The organism is Streptomyces sp. NPDC034103, from assembly GCF_055575395.1.
In genome coordinates this window covers 589,029-606,346 of sequence record NZ_JBVISS010000002.1, presented here as the reverse complement: position 1 = coordinate 606,346, position 17,318 = coordinate 589,029, and the positions used below count along the sequence as shown (strand labels likewise).

Sequence of the window (17,318 nt, the reverse complement as noted above, 5' to 3'; positions counted from 1 at the left end):
GCCGCTCCTTACTTGCGGGCGGCGGTCTGCTCGACCGCGCGCACGATTTTCACGTAACAGCCGCAGCGGCAGATGTTGCCGCTCATCCACTCCCGGATCTCCTCCGGAGAGCCGGTGTGGCCTTCCTGGATGCAGCCGACACCGGAGACGATCTGGCCGGGGGTGCAGTAGCCGCACTGGAAGGCGTCCTCGTCGATGAACGCCTGTTGCAGCGGGTGGAGTTGGTCGCCGTCGGCCAGCCCCTCGATGGTGGTGACCGCGGCGCCCTCCAGGCGGACGGCCAGCGTCAGACAGGAGTTGACCCGTCGGCCGTCCACCAGCACGGTGCAGGCGCCGCAGGCCCCGGCGTTGCAGCCCTTCTTGGAGCCGGTCAGGTCGAAGTGCTCGCGCAGCAGGTCCAGCAGCGAGGTGCGGTTGTCGACCGTCACGGTCCGGCGGGTGCCGTTGACCGTCAGGGACACGTGGCTGGAGGGCGGCGCCTCGGCGGCGGCAACTTCCTCCGGAGCCGCGAGGAGTGACCCTCCGATCACCCCGCTCGCGACGACCGCACCACCGACCGCCGTGCTGGTGGCGATGAAGGTGCGCCGGGTGGGCGCCGGGGCGGACTCGCCGGCCCCGGTGGGGGGTGGAACGGCGGACTCGGGGAGTTCAGTGGACATACGTACGCCTTCGTATCGCGGACGGATCGGCCGTACTCGACAGCGGAACGGGAGACTGGATCGTCGTCACCACGGGGAACCGGGCCACCGCGCGCCTTGGCAGCGGCGACTGGTCGCTTGGGGAGTCTTGCACCACCGGCAACGCTGGTGGCAGGGAGACTTTCCTCCCCCCTTTCAGCCTCTGTCAGAAGCGACTTGCCGACGTGATCGGGGGTACTTTCGCGGTTGCGTGATCGGTGGGGCCTACTGGTTGCGGGTGCGCGGGCCGTCGTACTCCTGGTCGGTGACCGGCTCGGCCCAGGTGGTCTCGGGGGTGTCGTCGCCGAGGCCCTCCCACATGGCGATGTGCTCCATGAACCGGTCGGGGGCGGCGCCGTGCCAGTGTTCCTCGTTCGGCGGGCAGGCGACCGTCTCGCCGGGGTGGGCCTCGAAGACGGTGCCGTCGCGGGTGCCGATCAGGGCGATGCCGGAAACGACGTGGAGGGTCTGGCCCACAGCGTGGGAGTGCCAGTTGGTGCGGGCGCCCGGGGAGAAGCGGACCAGGTTGGCGCGCATCCGGGACGGCTCCTGGCCGGCCACGATGACGTCCCACCACACGTCGCCGGTGAACCAGTCCGCCGGGGCCTTGCTGCTGGGCTGCTGCTTGATGAATTCCATGATCTCTCTCAGCTCTCTTTCGTGGGTGGGCTGTCCTCAGCGGGCGACGTAGCCGCCGTCGACGGGGAGGGCGACGCCGACGACGAAGCCGGCTCCGGGGCTGCACAGCCACAGGACCGCCTGGGCGATCTCCTCGGCGGTGCCGAGCCGGTTGATGGGCTGGTTGGCCTCGGCCTCCGCGCGGTCGAGCTCCCCCTTGGCGATCATGTCGCTGACCATAGGTGTGTCGATGGTGCCGGGGCAGATCGCGTTGATGCGGATGCCGCGGGGTGCGTATTCGAGGGCCGCGCTGCCGGTCAGACCGATCACCCCGTGTTTGGAGGCGTGGTAGGAGGCCCGGCCGGGGAGGCCCACGAGACCGCCGAGGGAGGAGCAGTTGACGATCGCGCCGCCGCCCTGGGCGCGCATGTGCCGCAGTTCGTGCTTCATGCAGGCCCACACGCCGCGGAGGTTGATGGCGTTGACGCGGTCGAACCGTTCGGCGGGTTCGTCGGCGGCGTCGCTGGGCGGAATCTGGATGCCGGCGTTGTTGTAGGCCATGTCGAGGCGGCCGAAGGTCTCCACGGTGCGATCGACGACGGCCGCGACCTGGTCCTCGTCACTGACGTCGCAGGTGAGGGCGAGGACCTGGTGGCCGGCGTCGGTGAGTTCCTTCGCGGCGGCGTTCAGGGCTGCTTCGTCGATGTCGGTGAGGGCGACAGTGGCCCCGGACTCGGCGAACGCGCGGGCGGTCGCCAGGCCCATACCGGCGCCGGCCCCGGTGACGAGGGCGACCTGGCCCGTGAAGTCGTAGCGGGGATTCACGTCGGGTTGTCCCTTCGAGCGCTGAGGCGTGACGGTGCGAGTAGACGGGGGCTGATTGATGAGCTGGGGCGGCCCGGTTTGGCGGGCCGCCGTCAGACGGTCTGGCCGCCGTCGACGACCAGGGCGTGGCCGGTGGCGAAGGAGGCGGCGTCCGAGCAGAGCCAGAGCACGGCGGCGGCGATCTCCTCCGGGGTGCCGGGGCGTCCGATCGGCTCGTCCGCGATCAGGGCGTCGCGTCCTCCGGGTGTGCTGTCCGCGAAGCGCTGGATCATCTCGGTGTCGATGATGCCGGGGCAGATGGCGTTGACGCGGACGTTGGACGCCGCGTAGTCGAGGGCGGTCGAGCGGGTCAGGCCGATGACGCCGTGCTTGGCGGCGGCGTAGGCCGCCTGTCCTTTGAAGCCCTTGACGCCTGCGCCTGAGGAGGCGTTGACGATCGCGCCGCCCTCCTGCTGGAGCATCAGGGGGATCTGGTGCTTCATGCACAGGAACATGCCGGTGAGGCTGACCCCGATGACGCGGTCCCACTCGTCTTTGGGAATGTCCGCGGCCGACTTGACCGGCTGTTCGACACCGGCGTTGTTGAAGGCGGCGTCCAGGCGTCCAAACGCCTGCACGGTGTCGCCCAGCGCGGACTTCACGTCGTCTTCGCTGGTCACATCGCAGGTGAGAGACAGAGCTTGCCCGCCCGCCTCCTCGACAAGCCGTGCCGTGTCCCGCAGGCCGTCCAAAGACAGGTCTGCCAGGGCGACGCGGGCGCCCGCGCGGGCGAAGGCGACGGCGGTGGCGCGGCCGATGCCGGAGCCGGCTCCGGTCACGAAGGCCACCTTGCCGGTGAAGGCCGCGTTGCTGACGGTCATGGGCCAAGTCCTCTCGCTCGCTGGTACGTCGTGGGGTTCGTATCGGCAGTACGCGGATCCGGGCTTGCGTCAGTGCTGTGACGGCACCGGCGTGGGTTCGTCGCGTCGCGCGTGGGTGTGAGCGCTGCTCCGGGCCACGATCCGGCCCGTGTTGGCGGTGCCGTGGACGGTGAGGGCGATCAGGGGCAGAAGCGTGAGGGCGGCGATGACGGTGCCGACCAGGGGCGGGCCGGTCAGGCCGAGGGAGGAATCCAGCGCCGTACCGGCGATCGCGGATCCGGCGGCGATGCCGGTGTTGAAGGCGGAGGTGGTCAGCGCCGAGGTGAGGGTGGGGGCGTCGCCCGCGAAGCGCATGGCGAGGGCGGTGACGACCGGGTTGACCGTGAAGCCTGTCAGACCCATGAGGAACACCAGGAGGGTGGCTGTCACCGGATTGCCGGACAGGGGGATCATCAGGAGCAGGACCAGGGCGGTGGCCGCGGCGGCCGTGATGGTGGTGACCATCGGGCGGCGGTCACCCAGGCGGCCACCCGTGGTGGTGCCCCCCAGGGCGCCCACGCCGAAGGCGATGAGGACGAGCGGTACGGCGCCTGCGGGGATGCCCGCGCGGTCGGTCAGCAGTGGGGTGACATAGGTGTACGTTGCCAGGACACCGCCCATGATCAGCATCGCGGCGCCGAGCGCCAGCCACAGGCGGCCCTGACGCAGCGCCCGGACCTCGGCGCGGAGGGAGACCTCTGCGCGCTGCTCCTGGGCCGGGATGAAGCGGCCGATGAACACGGCGGCGAGACCGGATAGGGCGGCCAGGGCCCAGAAGGGGCCGCGCCAGCCGGTGAACTGGCCGGCGAAGGAGCCGATCGGCACGCCCACGACGTTGGCCAGGGTCAGACCGCCGATCATGACGCCCGTGGCGCGGGTGGCGTTGTACGGCCCGGCCGCGGTGGTGGCCACGACGAAACCGACGGACCAGAACGCCCCGGTGGCCAGGGCCGTGACGACCCGGGCGGCGAGGACGATCGTGAAGGACGTGCTGAGGGCGGCGACCAGATGTCCGAGGCAGAACACGGACAGGGCCAGGATCAGCGTCTGGCGCTGAGGAAGGCGCAGGGTCGCCATGGCCATGGTCGGCGCACCGACGATCATGCCCACGGCGAAGGCGGTGATCAGCAGGCCGGCGTGGGAGACGCTGACGCCGAGGTCACCGGCCAGTTCCGGCAGCAGGCCGGCGACGACGAACTCGGTGGTCCCCATCAGGAACGTGCCGGCGGCGAGCACCCAGACGACGAAGGGAAGCTTGCCGGGGGTGATCCCGGATGCGGAAGGCATACGTGTGCTCTCTCCTTGCGGGGAAATCGGCGGATCATGGTGGCGGCTGGGGCCGTCGGCGGACTGCGGACGGCTCGGCCACGTCTTTCACGGTTCCATGGAGCGAACTGGTCGAAAAGGGGAGGATCTCCTCCCCCCTTCGCGTCCGCATGAGGCGAGTGGTGCGTTCGGGCGCGTCAGGGCGCGGCTTCGATGGTGATGCGGTCGGCCCCGGCAAGCCGGTTGGTGTCGACGTCGAGGTGGCCGAGGACGAGCAGGTCGGCGGAGGCGGAGGGGCCGTCGCGGTAGAAGAGGGCCAGGTTGCCCCAGGGGGCGTAGTAGGCCAGGTCGCCTGCCTTGGGAGCGGCCGGTTCGGGGGCGCCGGAGGTGGTCAGCCTGCGCGGTAGGTCGGCGACCCGCTCCGTCTGGTGGAAGTCCTCCAGGTCCAGGGTGAGCGGGAGCAGCTCGGCGAAGTCACGGGCGGCAGGGCTGTCGTCCAAGGTGGCGTCGACGGGGCGGCCGTCGAGGGTGACCCGGATGTCCATGGCGGTGTTCCTGTCGGACGGTGCGGAGGGTGCGGTGGATGCCGCGGCCGTCGGTGTCTGCTGCCGGGCGGAGGATGCCGCCGGCGGGGAGGCCGACGAGGTGTCCGTGCAGGCCGCCACGGTCAGCAGGACAGCGGTGGCCGAGGCGGCGCGGGCGAGGGCGCGGAGAGCGGCCGAGTTCATGGGTGTCGTCCTGGGAGTCAGTCGGGCAGGGGCTCGGAGTAGTGACGGAAGCCGTCCCGCTGCCGGTGGATGTCGTACAGGCGCTGGGCCAGGGCCTCGGGGCTGCTGTGCCCGGCGTCGGGCCGGATGGCTCCGGGGATGATCAGCTGGGCGGCGTGGATGTTCTCCGGGGCGAGCGCGTCGTGGAGCATGCGGGCGTAGGCGCTTTCGGCGGCGAAGGCGACGGAGGTGCCGGCGACGTTCGGGTTGGGGCGTACGGCGCTGGAGCCGTTGACGAACAGCAGGGTGCCGCGGCCGAGAGCACGCATGCCGGGCAGGACGGCGTTCACGGCCGTGACGGGTCCCTTGACGGAGAAGGCGAGCGGGGCGTCGAGGTCGTCGGCACTCGTGTCGAGGACCGGCTTCATGAAGTCCGCGTGGGGCACAGGGCTGTACTGCAGGACCTCGATGGGCCCCAGGGCCTCGGCAGCCGCGTACAGGGCCGCGGTCAGCGACTCGATGTCGAGGACGTCGGCGGTGAAGCCGCGGGTCTGGACCCCGTCACGGGCGAGTTCGGCCGTCAGGCCCTCCAGCTTCTCCGCGTCGCGGGAGATGAGAGCGACGGTGTGGCCTGCGGCTCCGAAGCGGCGGGCGGTGGCGAGCCCGAGGCCGGGGCCTGCGCCGACGAGGGCGAAGGTCGTCATGGTCAGTCCTTGCGTGAGCGGGGGTGGTGTGCGGTCCGGGGCCGCACCGCCTGGGTGCCGCCCCCGGGTGTGGACGCGTCCGGTCAGGGCTTGAGGAGGGCCTTGATGGCGCGGCGCTCGTCCATCGCCTTGTAGCCCTCTGCGACCTGGTCCAGCGGCAGGGTGAGGTCGAAGACCTTGCCCGGGTTGATCCGGCCGGACAGGACCCGGTCGATCAGATCGGGCAGGTAGCGGCGCACCGGGGCGGGGCCACCACGCAGACCGACCTGGGAGAAGAACAGCTCCTCGCCGTCGAGCGCCACCTCGTGCGGGACACCGACGAAGCCGACGTTGCCGCCGGGCCGGGTCGAGTGCAGGGCCTGCCGCATGGACTCCGGGGTGCCGACGCACTCCAGCACGGAGTCGGCGCCGATGCCGTTCGTCAGCTCCTTCACGCGGACGATGCCTTCCTCGCCGCGTTCGCTGACGACGTCGGTGGCGCCGAATTCGAGGGCGAGCTTCCGCCGGGATTCATGGCGGCTCATGGCGATGATCCGCTCCGCGCCGAGCTCCTTCGCGGCGATCACACCGCACAGGCCGACCGCGCCGTCACCGACGACCACGGCCGTGGAACCGGGCTTCACTTCAGCGGCGAGGGCGGCGTACCAACCGGTGCCCATCACATCGGAGACGGCGAGCAGGCCGGGCACCATCTCGCCGTCCGGGTGCTCGTCCGTGGCGACCAGGGTGCCGTGCGCGTTGGGGATGCGGACGTAGTCGGCCTGGCAGGTACTCATGAACTCGCGGTGCAGGCAGGAGGACTGCCAGCCGTTCAGGCAGTTCACGCACGTGTTGTCCGAGGTGGCGAACGAACCGACCACGAACTGGCCCGGCTTGACGTTGGCGACCTCGCTGCCGACCTCCTCGACGATGCCGACGTACTCGTGCCCCATCGGACGGGGTTCGTCGACGGGTTCCGCGCCGCGGTAGGGCCACAGGTCAGAGCCGCACACGCAGGTGGCGACCGTACGGATCACGGCATCGGTCGGCTGGAGGATCTTCGGGTCGTCCAGGGTCTCGAAGCGCACGTCGCCGGGGGCGTAGATGACTGCTCCGCGCATGGGGGTGCTTCCTTCGGTGCGAGGGTCGGTGAACCGCAGCCGGTGATCGTGATCGGCCGCTCGATTTCGAGCCTCACACGCGAGGGCAAGCACGAAAAGCGGAGAAATCCATCCCGGGAGGAAAACATCCTGGGAGGTAATTCTCCCCCCTTCCCCAGGTGCAACCAGTGCCATGCTGGGAAGCATGACCGCCAACGTCCCCCTCAATGAGCTGGGAGAATTCCTCAAGCAGCGCCGCTCGAAGCTGAGCCCGCGCACAGTCGGACTGCCCGAGACGGACAGGCCCCGCCGGGTGGCCGGGCTGCGCCGCGAGGAGGTCGCTCAGCTCGCCAGTATCAGCACCGACTACTACACCCGCCTCGAACAGGGCCGCATGCAGGCATCCGCGCCCGTGCTGGACGTCCTCGCCCGCGTCCTCCACCTGGACGACGACGAGCGCGGCTACCTCTTCCAGCTCGCCGGCAAAACCAGCACCCGCACCAGGCGCCGCAGCAGGCAGAAGGTCCAGCCGCAACTGCAGCGGGTCCTGGACGACCTCACCGCCACCCCGGCCGTCGTGCAGGGCCGGCGCGGGGACATCCTCGCCTGGAACGCGCTGGCCGCCGCCCTGGTCACCGACTTCTCCCGCCTCACGGAAAAGCACCGCAACTATCCCCGGATCATCTTCACCGAGCCGGCCATGCGCACCCTGTACGCCGACTGGGAGGCCTCCGCGCACATCGCCGTGGCGCAGCTGCGCATGGAAGCCGCGAAGTACCCCGAGGACCCACGCCTGATCGAGCTGGTCGGCGAACTGTCCATGCGTGACAAGCAGTTCGCCCGATGGTGGGGCGAACACCACGTGGCCGCCCGCACCGTGGGCACGAAGACCCTCAACCATCCGGTCGTCGGCGAACTCGTCCTGGACTGGGACACCCTCACCGCCAACACCGATCCCGACCAGAACCTGACCGTCTGGACGGCCGCCCCCGGCTCCCCCACCCATGAACGGCTGCGCATCCTCGCCTCATGGGCCGCCGAGCAGCACCTGCCCGCGTCGCCGCCACTCGCCTGACCCCCTCTGCCGCTTCCATGACCCGGCAGAGGGGGTTGGTTGACGGCGTTCACCGAGCGCCGCAACTGCGCAGCCGCGGGTCCCTGAGCCGCCACAGCGCACGTGCCCGACTGACTCGGCCGTCACAGCCCCGACCGGCACGCGTACCGCTGCTTCGCGATCGACCAGGACGGCCATTGTCGCGAGGGCCCGGTCAGGCGGCGGCGAAGGAGGCGAGCAGTTCGTTGTACTGCTTGGCGGCGGTGGCCAGGTCCTCCTCCGAGAGGCCGAAGGCGGTGCCGTACACCTTGACCATCGGCTGCTGGATGTCGAACTGGCACAACCGCAGCGTCGCGTACCAGTTGCTGAGGAGGGCCTCCAGCGTCGTCCTGTTCGCGCCCTCGGGGGTGTAGTGGTCGGCGGGCACACCGGCGGTGACGGTGACGACGGCCTTCTTGCCGGCCAGCTGCGAGGCGGAACCGTCCATGGTGAAGGCCCAGCCGAGGGTGAGGACCTTGTCCTGCCACTGCTTGAACAGAGGGGTGGTGTTGTACCAGTACACCGGGTGCTGGAACACGATCACGTCGTGCTCTGCCAGCAGCGCCTGCTCCACGTCGACGTCGATCTGGAAGTCGGGGTAGGTGGCGTAGAGGTCGTGCACGGTGACATCGGCCAGATCGCGGACGGCATCCACGAGCGCCGCGTTGGCCTTCGACTGGGAAAGGTCGGGGTGGCCTACGACAAGGAGAACCTTGGACATGATGAGGAACCTTTTCAGTGGTCGGTGAACTGGGTTGATGGATGTGGGTTGGTCGGGTGGGACGGTTCAGAACTTCGCCGGGGCGTCAGTACTTCGCGCAGTCCGGGAGCGCGGGCTGAGCCGGGCGCAACGGCACCGACAGTCAGCGGTCGATGGTGGCCATGTTGGCCTCGTCGTGATGGGGGCGAAGTCGTCGACGGTGCGGATCTGTCCGGTCAGCAGGCCGTGGCCGAGCGGCGAGTAGGGAACGAACCCGATGCCGAGCTCGCGCAGCAGCGAGAGGATCTCGGGCGCGCGCAGGCCGCCCATGGGGATGTGGGCCGGCCGCCGTTCAGTTACGGCCCGACGGTGAGGGCGTCTGGGACAGGCTGCGGGGATCACCGGTAGGCCGAACTTGCTGTGCCGTGTCAGTGCTCCTGGGAAGCAGGCTCCAGCACGAGCACGGGGATCTCACGGTCCGTCTTCTTCTGGTACTCGGCGTAGTCCGGGAACGCCTCGACGGCTCGGGCCCACCACACGGCCTTCTCGTCCCCGGTCACCTCGCGTGCCAGCATGTCCCGGCGCACCGGCCCGTCCTGCAGCTCCACCCGGGGGTCGGCCACCGCGTTGTGGTACCAGACCGGGTGTGTGGGGGCTCCCGCCATGGAGGCGACCACGGCGTAGGAGCCGTCGTGCTCCACCCTCATGACCGGGACCTTGCGGATCTTGCCGCTCTTCGCGCCCAGGGTCGTCAGGATGACGACGGGCAGGTCCCGGAGCCTCTCGTCCTCTTCCCGTGCGACCAGGACACTCAGCGTCGTTCCCTGCGTACCACCGGAGCTTTCGTACAGCTCCACCTGGTCACGTACAAACTGCGCCGTGCTCGGCTCGTAGTCTCCCTTGAGCGGCATGTTGCCTCTCTCCATGCTGTCGAAGATTGCGCCCGGTAACGATCCTTGGCCTCGGCCGGGGTGCGGGGCGTGGTGTTCAGGCGTTGGTGTCGTCGTAGGCGAGGTTGTCGCCCAGCTCGCGTGAGGCTTCGGCCTGGGCGAGGAGTTCCTTCGCCTTGGCCTCGGCGGCCTCGATGGCGTCCGCGCCGGCCACGAAGCGCAGCAGCGGCTTGTCCTGCTGGGCGATGGTGAGCAGGGCGCGGGCGAGCTTGGCGGGGTCGCCGGGCTGCCGGCCGTTCATGCTCTTCATGCCCTCGATCGTCGGGGCCGTGCGGGGGGCGTAGTCGTCGATGGACAGCTCGGGCCAGGTGGTGGAGCCGTCCACGAGGAGTTCGGTGCGGAAGTAGCCGGGCTCCACGACCGTGGTGTGGATGTTGTACGGCTCGACGTCGTAGCGCAGGGACTCCATCCAGCCCTCCTCCGCGAACTTGGAGGCGGCGTAGGCGGAGGTGAACTCCATGCCGACCAGCCCGGCGGTCGAGGTGATGGTGATGACGTGCCCGGCGCACTGCTTGCGCATGATCGGCAGGACGGCGCGAGTGACGTTCATCGGGCCGAAGAGATTGGTCTCGAACTGCCGACGCATCTGCGGGGGCGAGATCTCCTCGAAATAGCCGGCGAAGAAATTCCCGGCGTTGTTGATCAGTACGTCGATGCGGCCGAAGCGGTCGACGGCTGCCTGCGCGGCGGCCTCGGCGTCCTCCAGGCTGGTGACGTCGAGCCTGGTGACCAGCAGGTTGTCCTGCGGCCCGCCCAGGGTCCTCTCGACCTCCTCGGGGCGGCGGCCGGTGGCGACGACCTGGTGACCGGCGGCGAGGGCCTCGCGGGCGATGTCCGTCCCCAGACCGCGTCCGGCACCGGTGACGAGAATGACCTTGCTCATGGGGGGTCCTTTCAGGCGCCGTGATCCGGCACCCGGCGTGTGCGGTGGTGATGCGTGCAGCGCCGACGGCGCCACACGGGAGGGCAGGAGACCGGGCGGCGCAAGCACCACCTTTCCCGTGCCGTTCACACCGCCGTGGGCGGTGCACCACCAACAAAACCCCTTGTCGAAGGGGTGTGGGAGTCCCTGATGAGGGGGTCACTGACAGGGACCCCCACGCGGACGGCAGCGCTCGTACAGTGGATCGCATGGCAGGCAGAAACGACCCCAACGGCACCAACCGCGACATCCGTGATGATGTGCGCGCGGAGATCCGGGAATTCCTGGGCACGCGACGGGCCAAGGTCACCCCCGAGCAGGCTGGGCTGCCCACGTACGGCGGAGAGCGCCGACGGGTCACCGGGCTGCGCCGCGAGGAGGTCGCCCTGCTCGCGGGCATCTCCAGCGAGTACTACACCCGGCTGGAGCGCGGCAACGCCACCGGAGTCTCCGAGAGCGTCATCGAAGGCATCGCGCAGGCACTGCAACTCGACGAGGCCGAACGCACCCACCTGCTCCACCTGCTGCGCGGCGCCGGCACAACCCGTCCACCGCGCCGCCGACCCGCCCAGCAGCGCGTGCGGCCCGCCGTGCAGCGCGTCCTGGACTCCATGGCCGGCACACCGGCGTTCGTTCTCAGCGGACGCGGGGACATCCTGGCCGCCAACCACCTCGGGCGCGCCCTGTTCTCCCCGGTCTACGCCGACCCGGCCAGGCCGCCCAACAACGCCCGGTTCGTTTTTCTCGATCGGCACGCGACCGAGTTCTTCCGCGACTGGGACCAGGTCGCAGGCGACACGGTCGCGATGCTGCGCGCCGAGGCGGGCCGCGATCTCTACGACCGGCGGCTGACGGACCTGATCGGGGAGCTGTCCACCCGCAGCGAGGAATTCCGTCGCCGCTGGGCCGCCCACAACGTCCGGATGCATACCACCGGCGTGAAGCTCCTCCACCACCCCGTCGTCGGCGACCTCGACCTGCCTTTCGAAACCTTCCCGGTCCCCGACGGCCCCAGCCAGGTACTCCTCACCTACACCGCCGAGCCCGCCTCACCCACGCAGGACGCCCTGAACCTGCTGGCCAGCTGGGCGGCGACCAACAGCGACATCGAGCGGTCCACACCGGCCAAGGATTCCGAACGGGCCGACTCGGCCGAGACACCCGACTGAGCGGGCGACAAAGGTTCGGTGTCGAACCGCAGAAACGGATTGAACTCATCCCACGCCTTCTCTGGGGAGTTACACCGAACGTCTCACCGTCCCGATGCACGTGGTCGCTGGCGGCGCGGACGTGTCGCAGCGAATGCGCCGTGACGCAAGCGAGCAAGCGGAGCAGGGGAGAGTCCAAGCCGTTCGGGCAAGAAAACAGAAGAAGGGTAGTGCGAGTACGAGAGCAGAGTGCGCCCCGGCGGCTCCGGCCGATTACCGGCGCCCCTTCCCGTGCAAAGGGCCAACCATAGGCCGCGATGCACAGGTTGGATCGTTTCTCCCGGTCTCATATCGAACGATTCTCGCATTGTGCAGCTTTTGACCAATCAAGGAAGGGGAGGCGCGACCGCCCCGCCGTCTGCGACTTCCCATCTTGTCCTATTTTTCTTCCACCCCCTTGTCACGCCATCCGGTTCTGCACCTAGCTATGTGATGCGCCCGCTTCCGCTCCGGGTTCCCGACGAACTCTGGGCAGGCCGGCAGCGCATTGGATACCGGTGTGCCGCTGGCCAGGGACGCGGTCGTGAATCCCGCATCTGAGGAGACGTCATGAAGAAGGCTTACGAAGCGCCGACGCTCAGCAAGCTCGGGACGTTCCGGAAGCAGACCGGGCTCCTGGGCAGGTCGGGCAACGACCGGCTGATCCTGAGCAAGAACTGACGACCGACGGTTTCTGACCCGACGTCATGACTGAACTGCACGCAAGTGCGGGGACGGGCCCCGGCGACGCGCACTTCACGGTCTTCACCGACCGGGAGGACGCGGCCGCCGTGGCCCGCTCCTTCGCCCATCCCGGCAGCCGAATCCTTGAGCATCCGTCCGGCAGGCCCTGGCTGATTGGTCAGTGGCACGACGAGGAGATCGTCACCGCGCACGTCGGCTCCGCCTCCCTCGCCGTCCTCGGCTGCTGCCCGATCGATGCCACCGAACTGGAGCGCCGCACCGGACGGTTGCGTGATCTGGCGGAGCTGGACGCGCTCGCCCGTACCCTGCCGGGCAGCTTCCATCTCGTCGCTTGTCTGGACGGGCGGCTCAGGGTGCAGGGCACCGCGTCCGGGCTTCGGCTGGTCTTCCACGCTGTCGTGGACGGCGTACAGGTGGCCGCCAGCCGCGCCGACGTCCTCGCCGCCGCGATCGGGGCCGAGCCCGACGAACACCAACTGGCGGTGCGGCTGCTGTGGCCGGCCCCCTATCCGCTGTTCGAGACCTCGCTCTGGCGTGAGGTCACGGCCGTACCCCCGCAGGACGCGCTCATCGTCGGAGCGGACGGGCGCGGTGCACGCCACTCGCGATGGTGGACACCACCGGAGCCGGTCCGCACCCTCGCCGACGGCGCCCCGTTGGTCCGCGAGGCCCTCACCGAGGCCGTCGACGCCCGTACCCGCCAAGGCGGCGTGGTCAGCTGCGACCTGTCCGGCGGCCTGGACTCCACCTCCATCTGCTTCCTGGCCGACCGCTCCGCGGCCCGTGTGGTGGCCAGCACGTGGCCAGGGCGCGATCCCGCTGACACCGATCTGTACTGGGCCGAGCAAGCGGCGAAGCACCTGCCGGACGTGGAGCACGTGGTGTGGGACGCGGACGCCTCGCCGCTGGTGTACGACGATCTGCTGAGCATCGACGACCTGCTCGACGAACCGACCATCGGTGTGATGGACCGCTCGCGGGTGCTGCACCATCTGCCGGGCATGGCCGAGTGGGGCAGTCGGCTCCACCTGACCGGCATCGGTGGCGACCACGTGGCCTGGTGCTCCGAGGCGTACTACCACCGACTGCTGCGCACCCGGCCGCCGTTCGCGCTGCGGCAACTGCGCGGCTTCCGGGCCCTGTGGCAGTGGCCCCTCGGCGGAACGGTCCGCGCGCTGACCGACACGCGCCCGTACGGCAAGTGGCTCGCCGACTCCAGCGGCCACCTCCGGGACCCTGTCCCCGCCACCGTGACCACCAGCCTCGGCTGGGGCATGCCCCCACGCCTCTTCGACTGGGTCACCCCCGACGCCGAGCGGATGGCGCAACGGGCACTGCGCGAGGCGGCCGCGACAGCCACGCCGTTGCACCCCGACCGCGGTATGCACGCCGACCTGGAACAGATCCGCTCCTGCACCCGCATCATCCGTCAGTGGGACCGCATGGCCGCCCGCGTCGGCGTACCGATGGCCTCGCCCTTCCTGGACGACCGCGTCATCGAGGCGTCCCTCGCCGTGCGGCCGAGCGAACGTGTCTCGCCCTGGCAGTACAAACCGCTCCTGACCGCGGCCATGCGGGGCATCGTCCCCGAGGCCTGCCTGCGGCGCACCACCAAGGCCGCCGCGTCCATGGATGCCGCGGAGGGACTGCGTCGCCACCGCGCCGACCTGCTGGCGCTGTGGGAGGACTCCCGGCTGGAGCAGCTCGGCCTCGTCGACGGCAACGCGCTGCGCCACCTCGCCCAGCGGCCCTCCTCCCCCGGGCTGCACGACGCCATCCTCTACTCGACCATCGCCGCTGAGGTATGGCTGCGCGGCCTGTCACCCGCCCGTACCCGCTAGCCCCCTACCGGAAGGCAGTCACCCACCATGGCATTGCGGTTCGGCCCCGATGTCTCCACCGCGGAGACCACCTACGGCACGGTCCTGCTGGACCAGCGCAGCGGGAACTACTGGGAGCTCAACCCCACCGGCACCCTGGTGGTGAAGACCCTCCTCGACGGCGGCGAGGAAGCGGCGGCCGTCGACGCGCTCGTCACGGAGTTCGACATCGACCGGGCCCGCGCCGAGCACGACGTCACCGCTCTCGTGCAGGAACTGCGGAAGTCGGGGCTGGCCACATGACCACACCCAGCGCCCTGGAACGGCCCACGGGAGTTCCCCTCACCCGGCGCCTGGCCGCCCGTCTCGTGCTGCCGGCCGCCGTCCTGTTGTCGCTGCTGCCTCCGCGCCGGATCCGCGCCGTCCTCGGCGTCGTACGCCGCGGAGCCCCGCCGGCCACCCCTGCCCAGGCCAAGAACGCCCGGGACGCGATGTGCGGGGTCAGCCTGCTGTGCGCCGGGCCGAAAGGCTGTCTGCCGCGCTCGCTGGGCGCGGCCCTGTTGTGCCGGCTGACGGGCAGTTGGCCCACGTGGTGCACCGGGGCGAGCGTGGTCCCTCCCTTCAACGCGCATGCCTGGATCGAGGCGGAGGACCGGCCCATCGGCGAGGGCGTACCCGACGGCTACTTCACCCGGCTGCTCACCGTGGGGCCCGTCGAGTCGAACCGGCCGCCTCGCCCATGACGAGCCCCCAGACGGGGTCGCCGGACCGCTCGACCCGGGCGGCGGTAGCCACCATGTACCGCCTCACCTCCGGGCACCGAGCCGCCGTCACGGTGGCCACCGTGCTCACCCTCGTGGCGTCCGCCCTCGGCCTTGCCCAGCCACTCGTCGCCAAGCAGGTGGTGGACGCGAGCGGCCACGGGCGGGCGTTCTGGCCCCTGCTGTTCCTGCTGGCCGTACTGTTCATCACCGAAGCGGCCACCGGCGCCATCGGCCGCTTCGTCCTGGAACGCATGGGCGAGGGCGTCGTACGGCAACTGCGCCACGGCCTGGTCGGGCGACTGCTGCGGCTGGAGATGAGGGAGTACGACCGCCACCGCGGCGGCGACCTGATCTCCCGGGTGACCGCCGACACCACCCTGCTCAGGGAGGTGGTCTCCCAGGCTCTCGTCGACCTCGTCACCGGATCCCTCGTCGCCGCCGGAGCCATCGCCCTGATGCTGTGGATCGACCCGCTGCTGCTGCTCCTGGTCGCCGTGACCGTGGCGACCGCGGCCGCGGTCGTGGCGTCACTGCTGAAGGGCATCCGGGCCGCCTCCGAACACATGCAGAACTCCGTCGGCGCGATCGCCGCCGACCTCGAGCGCGCACTCGGCGCCCTGCCGATGGTGCGGGTCCACCGCGCCGAGGACCGCGAGGCGGAACGCATCGGGGAACGCATCGAGTCCGCATACGACGCGGGCGTACGAACGGCGAAACTCGCCTCGGTGATGAGTCCGGCCGTCGAGCTCGCCGTCCAGGGCTCCTTCCTGCTCGTCCTGGTCATCGGCGGCCTGCGCGTCACCGGCCACGCCAACTCCCTCGGCGACCTCGTCGCCTTCCTGCTGTACGCCTCCTACCTCGTGCTGCCCCTGTCGTCGGTCTTCCGCGCGGTCGGCCTCATCCAGCGCGGCATGGGCGCCTACCAGCGCATCGAGCAGGCCCTCGCCCTGCCTGTCGAGCGCACCGCGGCCGAGAGGCCGGCGGTGCGGGCACGCACACCTGAGCGGGTCGCCCCGCCAGGCGTCTCGTACGAGGTGCCCGCCCTCGCGCTGCGGGATCTCACCTTCGGCTACGACCCCGGCCGGCCCGTCCTGCGCGGAGTCACCCTCACCGTGCCGCACCGGTGCCAGACGGCCCTGGTCGGACGGTCGGGTGCCGGAAAGAGCACGCTCTTCGCTCTGGTGGCCAGGTTCTACGAACCGGACTCCGGCACCCTCCTCTTCGACGGGCGGCCCGCCACCGAGCTGACGCGTGCCGAGTGCCGCGAACGCATCGCCGTCGTCGACCAGAACACCCATGTCGTCCACGGCACCCTGCGCGACAACATCACCTACGCCGCCCCCGACGCCACCGAGGCCGAGGTACGGCGCGCCGTCGAACTCGCCCAACTCGATGACGTCGTACGCCGACTGCGTGGCGGCCTGTCCGGCATGCTCGGCGAACGCGGCAGCACCCTCTCGGGAGGCGAACGCCAGCGCGTCGCCCTCGCCCGCGCCTTGCTTGCCCGTCCCCGACTCCTCCTGCTCGACGAGCCCACGTCCCATCTCGACGCCATCAACGAAACCGCGCTCACCACGGTGATGAAGGACATCGCCCAGGAATGTGCCCTCCTGGTGATCGCACACCGGCTCTCGACCGTCCAGCACGCCGACCAGATCGTCGTACTGGACAACGGCCGCACCACCGCCTGCGGACGTCACGAAGAGTTGCTCACCAGCAGCTCCACCTACCGCGAACTCGCCGCCGGACAAATGCTCCGCCCGGCCGCCGACTGGCCCTCCCCCATGACAACGTCCACGGCCCGGCCGCACGGCCAGCCATGAACCGGAGCGGACACGGCGGCGATCGGCGACCCACTCTGGCTGAGGGCCTGAGTGGCTGGTTACTGTCCGAGGTCGTAGTCGAACCAGATCCGGTGTGTGCCGTCCTGGTCGACAGCGATGCCTCCGGCCCCGGTGATCCCGACCAACTCGCCCGTTCCGCTGCCCGGAACGATGATGAAGAACTCGCCCTGCCTGCCCTCGCCCAGGGTGGTGGCGGAGTGCGCAAAGTTGAAGGCACCCGACCGGCCGTGGAGCGTCCCCTCAAAGGACTCCATCGCGACATAGCTGCCCGTACCGGTGGACTGGTCGAACGCCGCGGTGAACAAGGTGGCGGAGCGCCCGACGACCTCGCCTTCGTACTGCTTGTTCATGGTGGCCAGGCCGACGGGCACCGCCGTCTCGATCGCCGCGCTGGGCACCTGAGTTGGGGTGAAGTCGGCCACTGTGAATGTTCCCGAAGCTCTCATCCCCGGATCGTATTCCGCCCCACTGACATCCGTGTCGACGCGCACCCCCGCTCCGGCGTCCACCAGGAAGCCTGAGTACACCGCCATGAAGATCTGCGCGGTGTCGGACTCC

19 protein-coding genes and 1 pseudogene are annotated in these 17,318 nt (G+C 70.1%); 7 read left to right on the top strand and 13 right to left on the bottom strand.

Annotated elements, in window-relative coordinates:
• Window positions 1-8 precede the first annotated feature (8 nt).
• The 8 genes from ACZ56U_RS05795 to ACZ56U_RS05760 form a co-directional block, all read right to left on the bottom strand.
• Window positions 9-659 carry a (2Fe-2S)-binding protein gene (locus ACZ56U_RS05795; RefSeq protein ID WP_469082771.1) on the bottom strand — a complete coding sequence of 217 codons (651 nt, stop codon included), beginning with the start codon at window positions 657-659 and terminating at the stop codon, window positions 9-11.
• A gap of 243 nt (window positions 660-902) precedes the next feature.
• The gene (locus ACZ56U_RS05790; RefSeq protein ID WP_469082770.1) at window positions 903-1,316 is read right to left on the bottom strand and encodes a (R)-mandelonitrile lyase; all 414 of its coding nucleotides are present in this window, start codon (window positions 1,314-1,316) and stop codon (window positions 903-905) included.
• A 36-nt stretch (window positions 1,317-1,352) separates the two neighbouring features.
• Window positions 1,353-2,120, bottom strand: a complete 768-nt coding sequence (locus ACZ56U_RS05785) for an SDR family NAD(P)-dependent oxidoreductase (protein ID WP_469082769.1) — start codon at window positions 2,118-2,120, stop codon at window positions 1,353-1,355.
• 92 nt (window positions 2,121-2,212) lie between these two features.
• On the bottom strand, window positions 2,213-2,980 hold the full coding sequence (locus ACZ56U_RS05780; protein ID WP_469082768.1) for a glucose 1-dehydrogenase: 768 nt from the start codon (window positions 2,978-2,980) through the stop codon (window positions 2,213-2,215).
• Between the two features lie 69 nt (window positions 2,981-3,049).
• Window positions 3,050-4,306, bottom strand: coding sequence for an MFS transporter (locus ACZ56U_RS05775; protein ID WP_469082767.1), 1,257 nt, complete (start codon window positions 4,304-4,306; stop codon window positions 3,050-3,052).
• A gap of 176 nt (window positions 4,307-4,482) precedes the next feature.
• A complete protein-coding gene (locus tag ACZ56U_RS05770; protein ID WP_469082766.1) occupies window positions 4,483-5,013 on the bottom strand; it encodes a cyclophilin-like fold protein in 531 nt (176 codons plus the stop codon).
• A 17-nt stretch (window positions 5,014-5,030) separates the two neighbouring features.
• Window positions 5,031-5,696 (bottom strand): SDR family NAD(P)-dependent oxidoreductase, encoded by a 666-nt coding sequence (locus ACZ56U_RS05765; protein WP_469082765.1) that lies wholly within the window; start codon window positions 5,694-5,696, stop codon window positions 5,031-5,033.
• A gap of 83 nt (window positions 5,697-5,779) precedes the next feature.
• Window positions 5,780-6,796: a zinc-dependent alcohol dehydrogenase family protein gene (locus ACZ56U_RS05760; RefSeq protein ID WP_469082764.1), complete on the bottom strand. Its 1,017-nt coding sequence runs from the start codon at window positions 6,794-6,796 to the stop codon at window positions 5,780-5,782.
• 172 nt (window positions 6,797-6,968) lie between these two features.
• Here ACZ56U_RS05760 and ACZ56U_RS05755 point away from each other — a divergent pair, with 172 nt between their 5' ends.
• Window positions 6,969-7,850 (top strand): helix-turn-helix domain-containing protein, encoded by an 882-nt coding sequence (locus tag ACZ56U_RS05755; RefSeq protein WP_469082763.1) that lies wholly within the window; start codon window positions 6,969-6,971, stop codon window positions 7,848-7,850.
• 193 nt (window positions 7,851-8,043) lie between these two features.
• Here the strand turns inward: ACZ56U_RS05755 and ACZ56U_RS05750 are convergent, their stop codons facing one another.
• The 4 genes and pseudogenes from ACZ56U_RS05750 to ACZ56U_RS05735 form a co-directional block, all read right to left on the bottom strand.
• Complete coding sequence (locus tag ACZ56U_RS05750; RefSeq protein ID WP_469082762.1) at window positions 8,044-8,589, bottom strand: NAD(P)H-dependent oxidoreductase; 546 nt, start codon at window positions 8,587-8,589, stop codon at window positions 8,044-8,046.
• A gap of 141 nt (window positions 8,590-8,730) precedes the next feature.
• Window positions 8,731-8,877, bottom strand: a pseudogene (locus ACZ56U_RS05745) (aldo/keto reductase); the annotation flags it as partial.
• Between the two features lie 119 nt (window positions 8,878-8,996).
• The gene (locus ACZ56U_RS05740) at window positions 8,997-9,479 is read right to left on the bottom strand and encodes a nitroreductase family deazaflavin-dependent oxidoreductase (RefSeq protein WP_469082761.1); all 483 of its coding nucleotides are present in this window, start codon (window positions 9,477-9,479) and stop codon (window positions 8,997-8,999) included.
• A gap of 76 nt (window positions 9,480-9,555) precedes the next feature.
• Entirely contained in the window at window positions 9,556-10,401 is an 846-nt protein-coding gene (locus tag ACZ56U_RS05735) for an SDR family oxidoreductase (protein WP_469082760.1), read from the bottom strand.
• Window positions 10,402-10,649: 248 nt separating this feature from the next.
• Here ACZ56U_RS05735 and ACZ56U_RS05730 point away from each other — a divergent pair, with 248 nt between their 5' ends.
• From ACZ56U_RS05730 to ACZ56U_RS05705, 6 genes are all read left to right on the top strand, one after another.
• Window positions 10,650-11,609: a helix-turn-helix domain-containing protein gene (locus tag ACZ56U_RS05730; protein WP_469082759.1), complete on the top strand. Its 960-nt coding sequence runs from the start codon at window positions 10,650-10,652 to the stop codon at window positions 11,607-11,609.
• 588 nt (window positions 11,610-12,197) lie between these two features.
• Entirely contained in the window at window positions 12,198-12,308 is a 111-nt protein-coding gene (locus ACZ56U_RS05725) for a keywimysin-related RiPP (protein ID WP_469082758.1), read from the top strand.
• A gap of 26 nt (window positions 12,309-12,334) precedes the next feature.
• A complete protein-coding gene (locus ACZ56U_RS05720; protein WP_469082757.1) occupies window positions 12,335-14,173 on the top strand; it encodes a lasso peptide isopeptide bond-forming cyclase in 1,839 nt (612 codons plus the stop codon).
• A 27-nt stretch (window positions 14,174-14,200) separates the two neighbouring features.
• Window positions 14,201-14,455 carry a lasso peptide biosynthesis PqqD family chaperone gene (locus tag ACZ56U_RS05715; protein WP_469082756.1) on the top strand — a complete coding sequence of 85 codons (255 nt, stop codon included), beginning with the start codon at window positions 14,201-14,203 and terminating at the stop codon, window positions 14,453-14,455.
• The gene (locus tag ACZ56U_RS05710; RefSeq protein WP_469082755.1) at window positions 14,452-14,895 is read left to right on the top strand and encodes a lasso peptide biosynthesis B2 protein; all 444 of its coding nucleotides are present in this window, start codon (window positions 14,452-14,454) and stop codon (window positions 14,893-14,895) included. Before ACZ56U_RS05715 ends, ACZ56U_RS05710 begins: the two co-directional genes overlap by 4 nt.
• Window positions 14,892-16,739: an ABC transporter ATP-binding protein gene (locus ACZ56U_RS05705; RefSeq protein WP_469082754.1), complete on the top strand. Its 1,848-nt coding sequence runs from the start codon at window positions 14,892-14,894 to the stop codon at window positions 16,737-16,739. The genes ACZ56U_RS05710 and ACZ56U_RS05705 overlap by 4 nt, the downstream gene beginning before the upstream one ends.
• A gap of 59 nt (window positions 16,740-16,798) precedes the next feature.
• Here the strand turns inward: ACZ56U_RS05705 and ACZ56U_RS05700 are convergent, their stop codons facing one another.
• Complete coding sequence (locus ACZ56U_RS05700; protein WP_469082857.1) at window positions 16,799-17,206, bottom strand: DUF3224 domain-containing protein; 408 nt, start codon at window positions 17,204-17,206, stop codon at window positions 16,799-16,801.
• Between the last annotated feature and the right edge of the window lie 112 nt (window positions 17,207-17,318).

Excerpts from the sequence above, each read along its gene's own strand:
- ACZ56U_RS05795 (WP_469082771.1), bottom strand. The coding sequence starts at position 659 with ATGTCCACTGAACTCCCCGAGTCCGCCGTTCCACCCCCCACCGGGGCC.
- ACZ56U_RS05790 (WP_469082770.1), bottom strand. The coding sequence starts at position 1,316 with ATGGAATTCATCAAGCAGCAGCCCAGCAGCAAGGCCCCGGCGGACTGG.
- ACZ56U_RS05780 (WP_469082768.1), bottom strand. The coding sequence starts at position 2,980 with ATGACCGTCAGCAACGCGGCCTTCACCGGCAAGGTGGCCTTCGTGACC.
- ACZ56U_RS05775 (WP_469082767.1), bottom strand. The coding sequence starts at position 4,306 with ATGCCTTCCGCATCCGGGATCACCCCCGGCAAGCTTCCCTTCGTCGTC.
- ACZ56U_RS05770 (WP_469082766.1), bottom strand. The coding sequence starts at position 5,013 with ATGAACTCGGCCGCTCTCCGCGCCCTCGCCCGCGCCGCCTCGGCCACC.
- ACZ56U_RS05765 (WP_469082765.1), bottom strand. The coding sequence starts at position 5,696 with ATGACGACCTTCGCCCTCGTCGGCGCAGGCCCCGGCCTCGGGCTCGCC.
- ACZ56U_RS05760 (WP_469082764.1), bottom strand. The coding sequence starts at position 6,796 with ATGCGCGGAGCAGTCATCTACGCCCCCGGCGACGTGCGCTTCGAGACC.
- ACZ56U_RS05755 (WP_469082763.1), top strand. The coding sequence starts at position 6,969 with ATGCTGGGAAGCATGACCGCCAACGTCCCCCTCAATGAGCTGGGAGAA.
- ACZ56U_RS05750 (WP_469082762.1), bottom strand. The coding sequence starts at position 8,589 with ATGTCCAAGGTTCTCCTTGTCGTAGGCCACCCCGACCTTTCCCAGTCG.
- ACZ56U_RS05740 (WP_469082761.1), bottom strand. The coding sequence starts at position 9,479 with ATGCCGCTCAAGGGAGACTACGAGCCGAGCACGGCGCAGTTTGTACGT.
- ACZ56U_RS05735 (WP_469082760.1), bottom strand. The coding sequence starts at position 10,401 with ATGAGCAAGGTCATTCTCGTCACCGGTGCCGGACGCGGTCTGGGGACG.
- ACZ56U_RS05730 (WP_469082759.1), top strand. The coding sequence starts at position 10,650 with ATGGCAGGCAGAAACGACCCCAACGGCACCAACCGCGACATCCGTGAT.
- ACZ56U_RS05725 (WP_469082758.1), top strand. The coding sequence starts at position 12,198 with ATGAAGAAGGCTTACGAAGCGCCGACGCTCAGCAAGCTCGGGACGTTC.
- ACZ56U_RS05720 (WP_469082757.1), top strand. The coding sequence starts at position 12,335 with ATGACTGAACTGCACGCAAGTGCGGGGACGGGCCCCGGCGACGCGCAC.
- ACZ56U_RS05715 (WP_469082756.1), top strand. The coding sequence starts at position 14,201 with ATGGCATTGCGGTTCGGCCCCGATGTCTCCACCGCGGAGACCACCTAC.
- ACZ56U_RS05710 (WP_469082755.1), top strand. The coding sequence starts at position 14,452 with ATGACCACACCCAGCGCCCTGGAACGGCCCACGGGAGTTCCCCTCACC.
- ACZ56U_RS05705 (WP_469082754.1), top strand. The coding sequence starts at position 14,892 with ATGACGAGCCCCCAGACGGGGTCGCCGGACCGCTCGACCCGGGCGGCG.
- ACZ56U_RS05700 (WP_469082857.1), bottom strand. The coding sequence starts at position 17,206 with ATGAGAGCTTCGGGAACATTCACAGTGGCCGACTTCACCCCAACTCAG.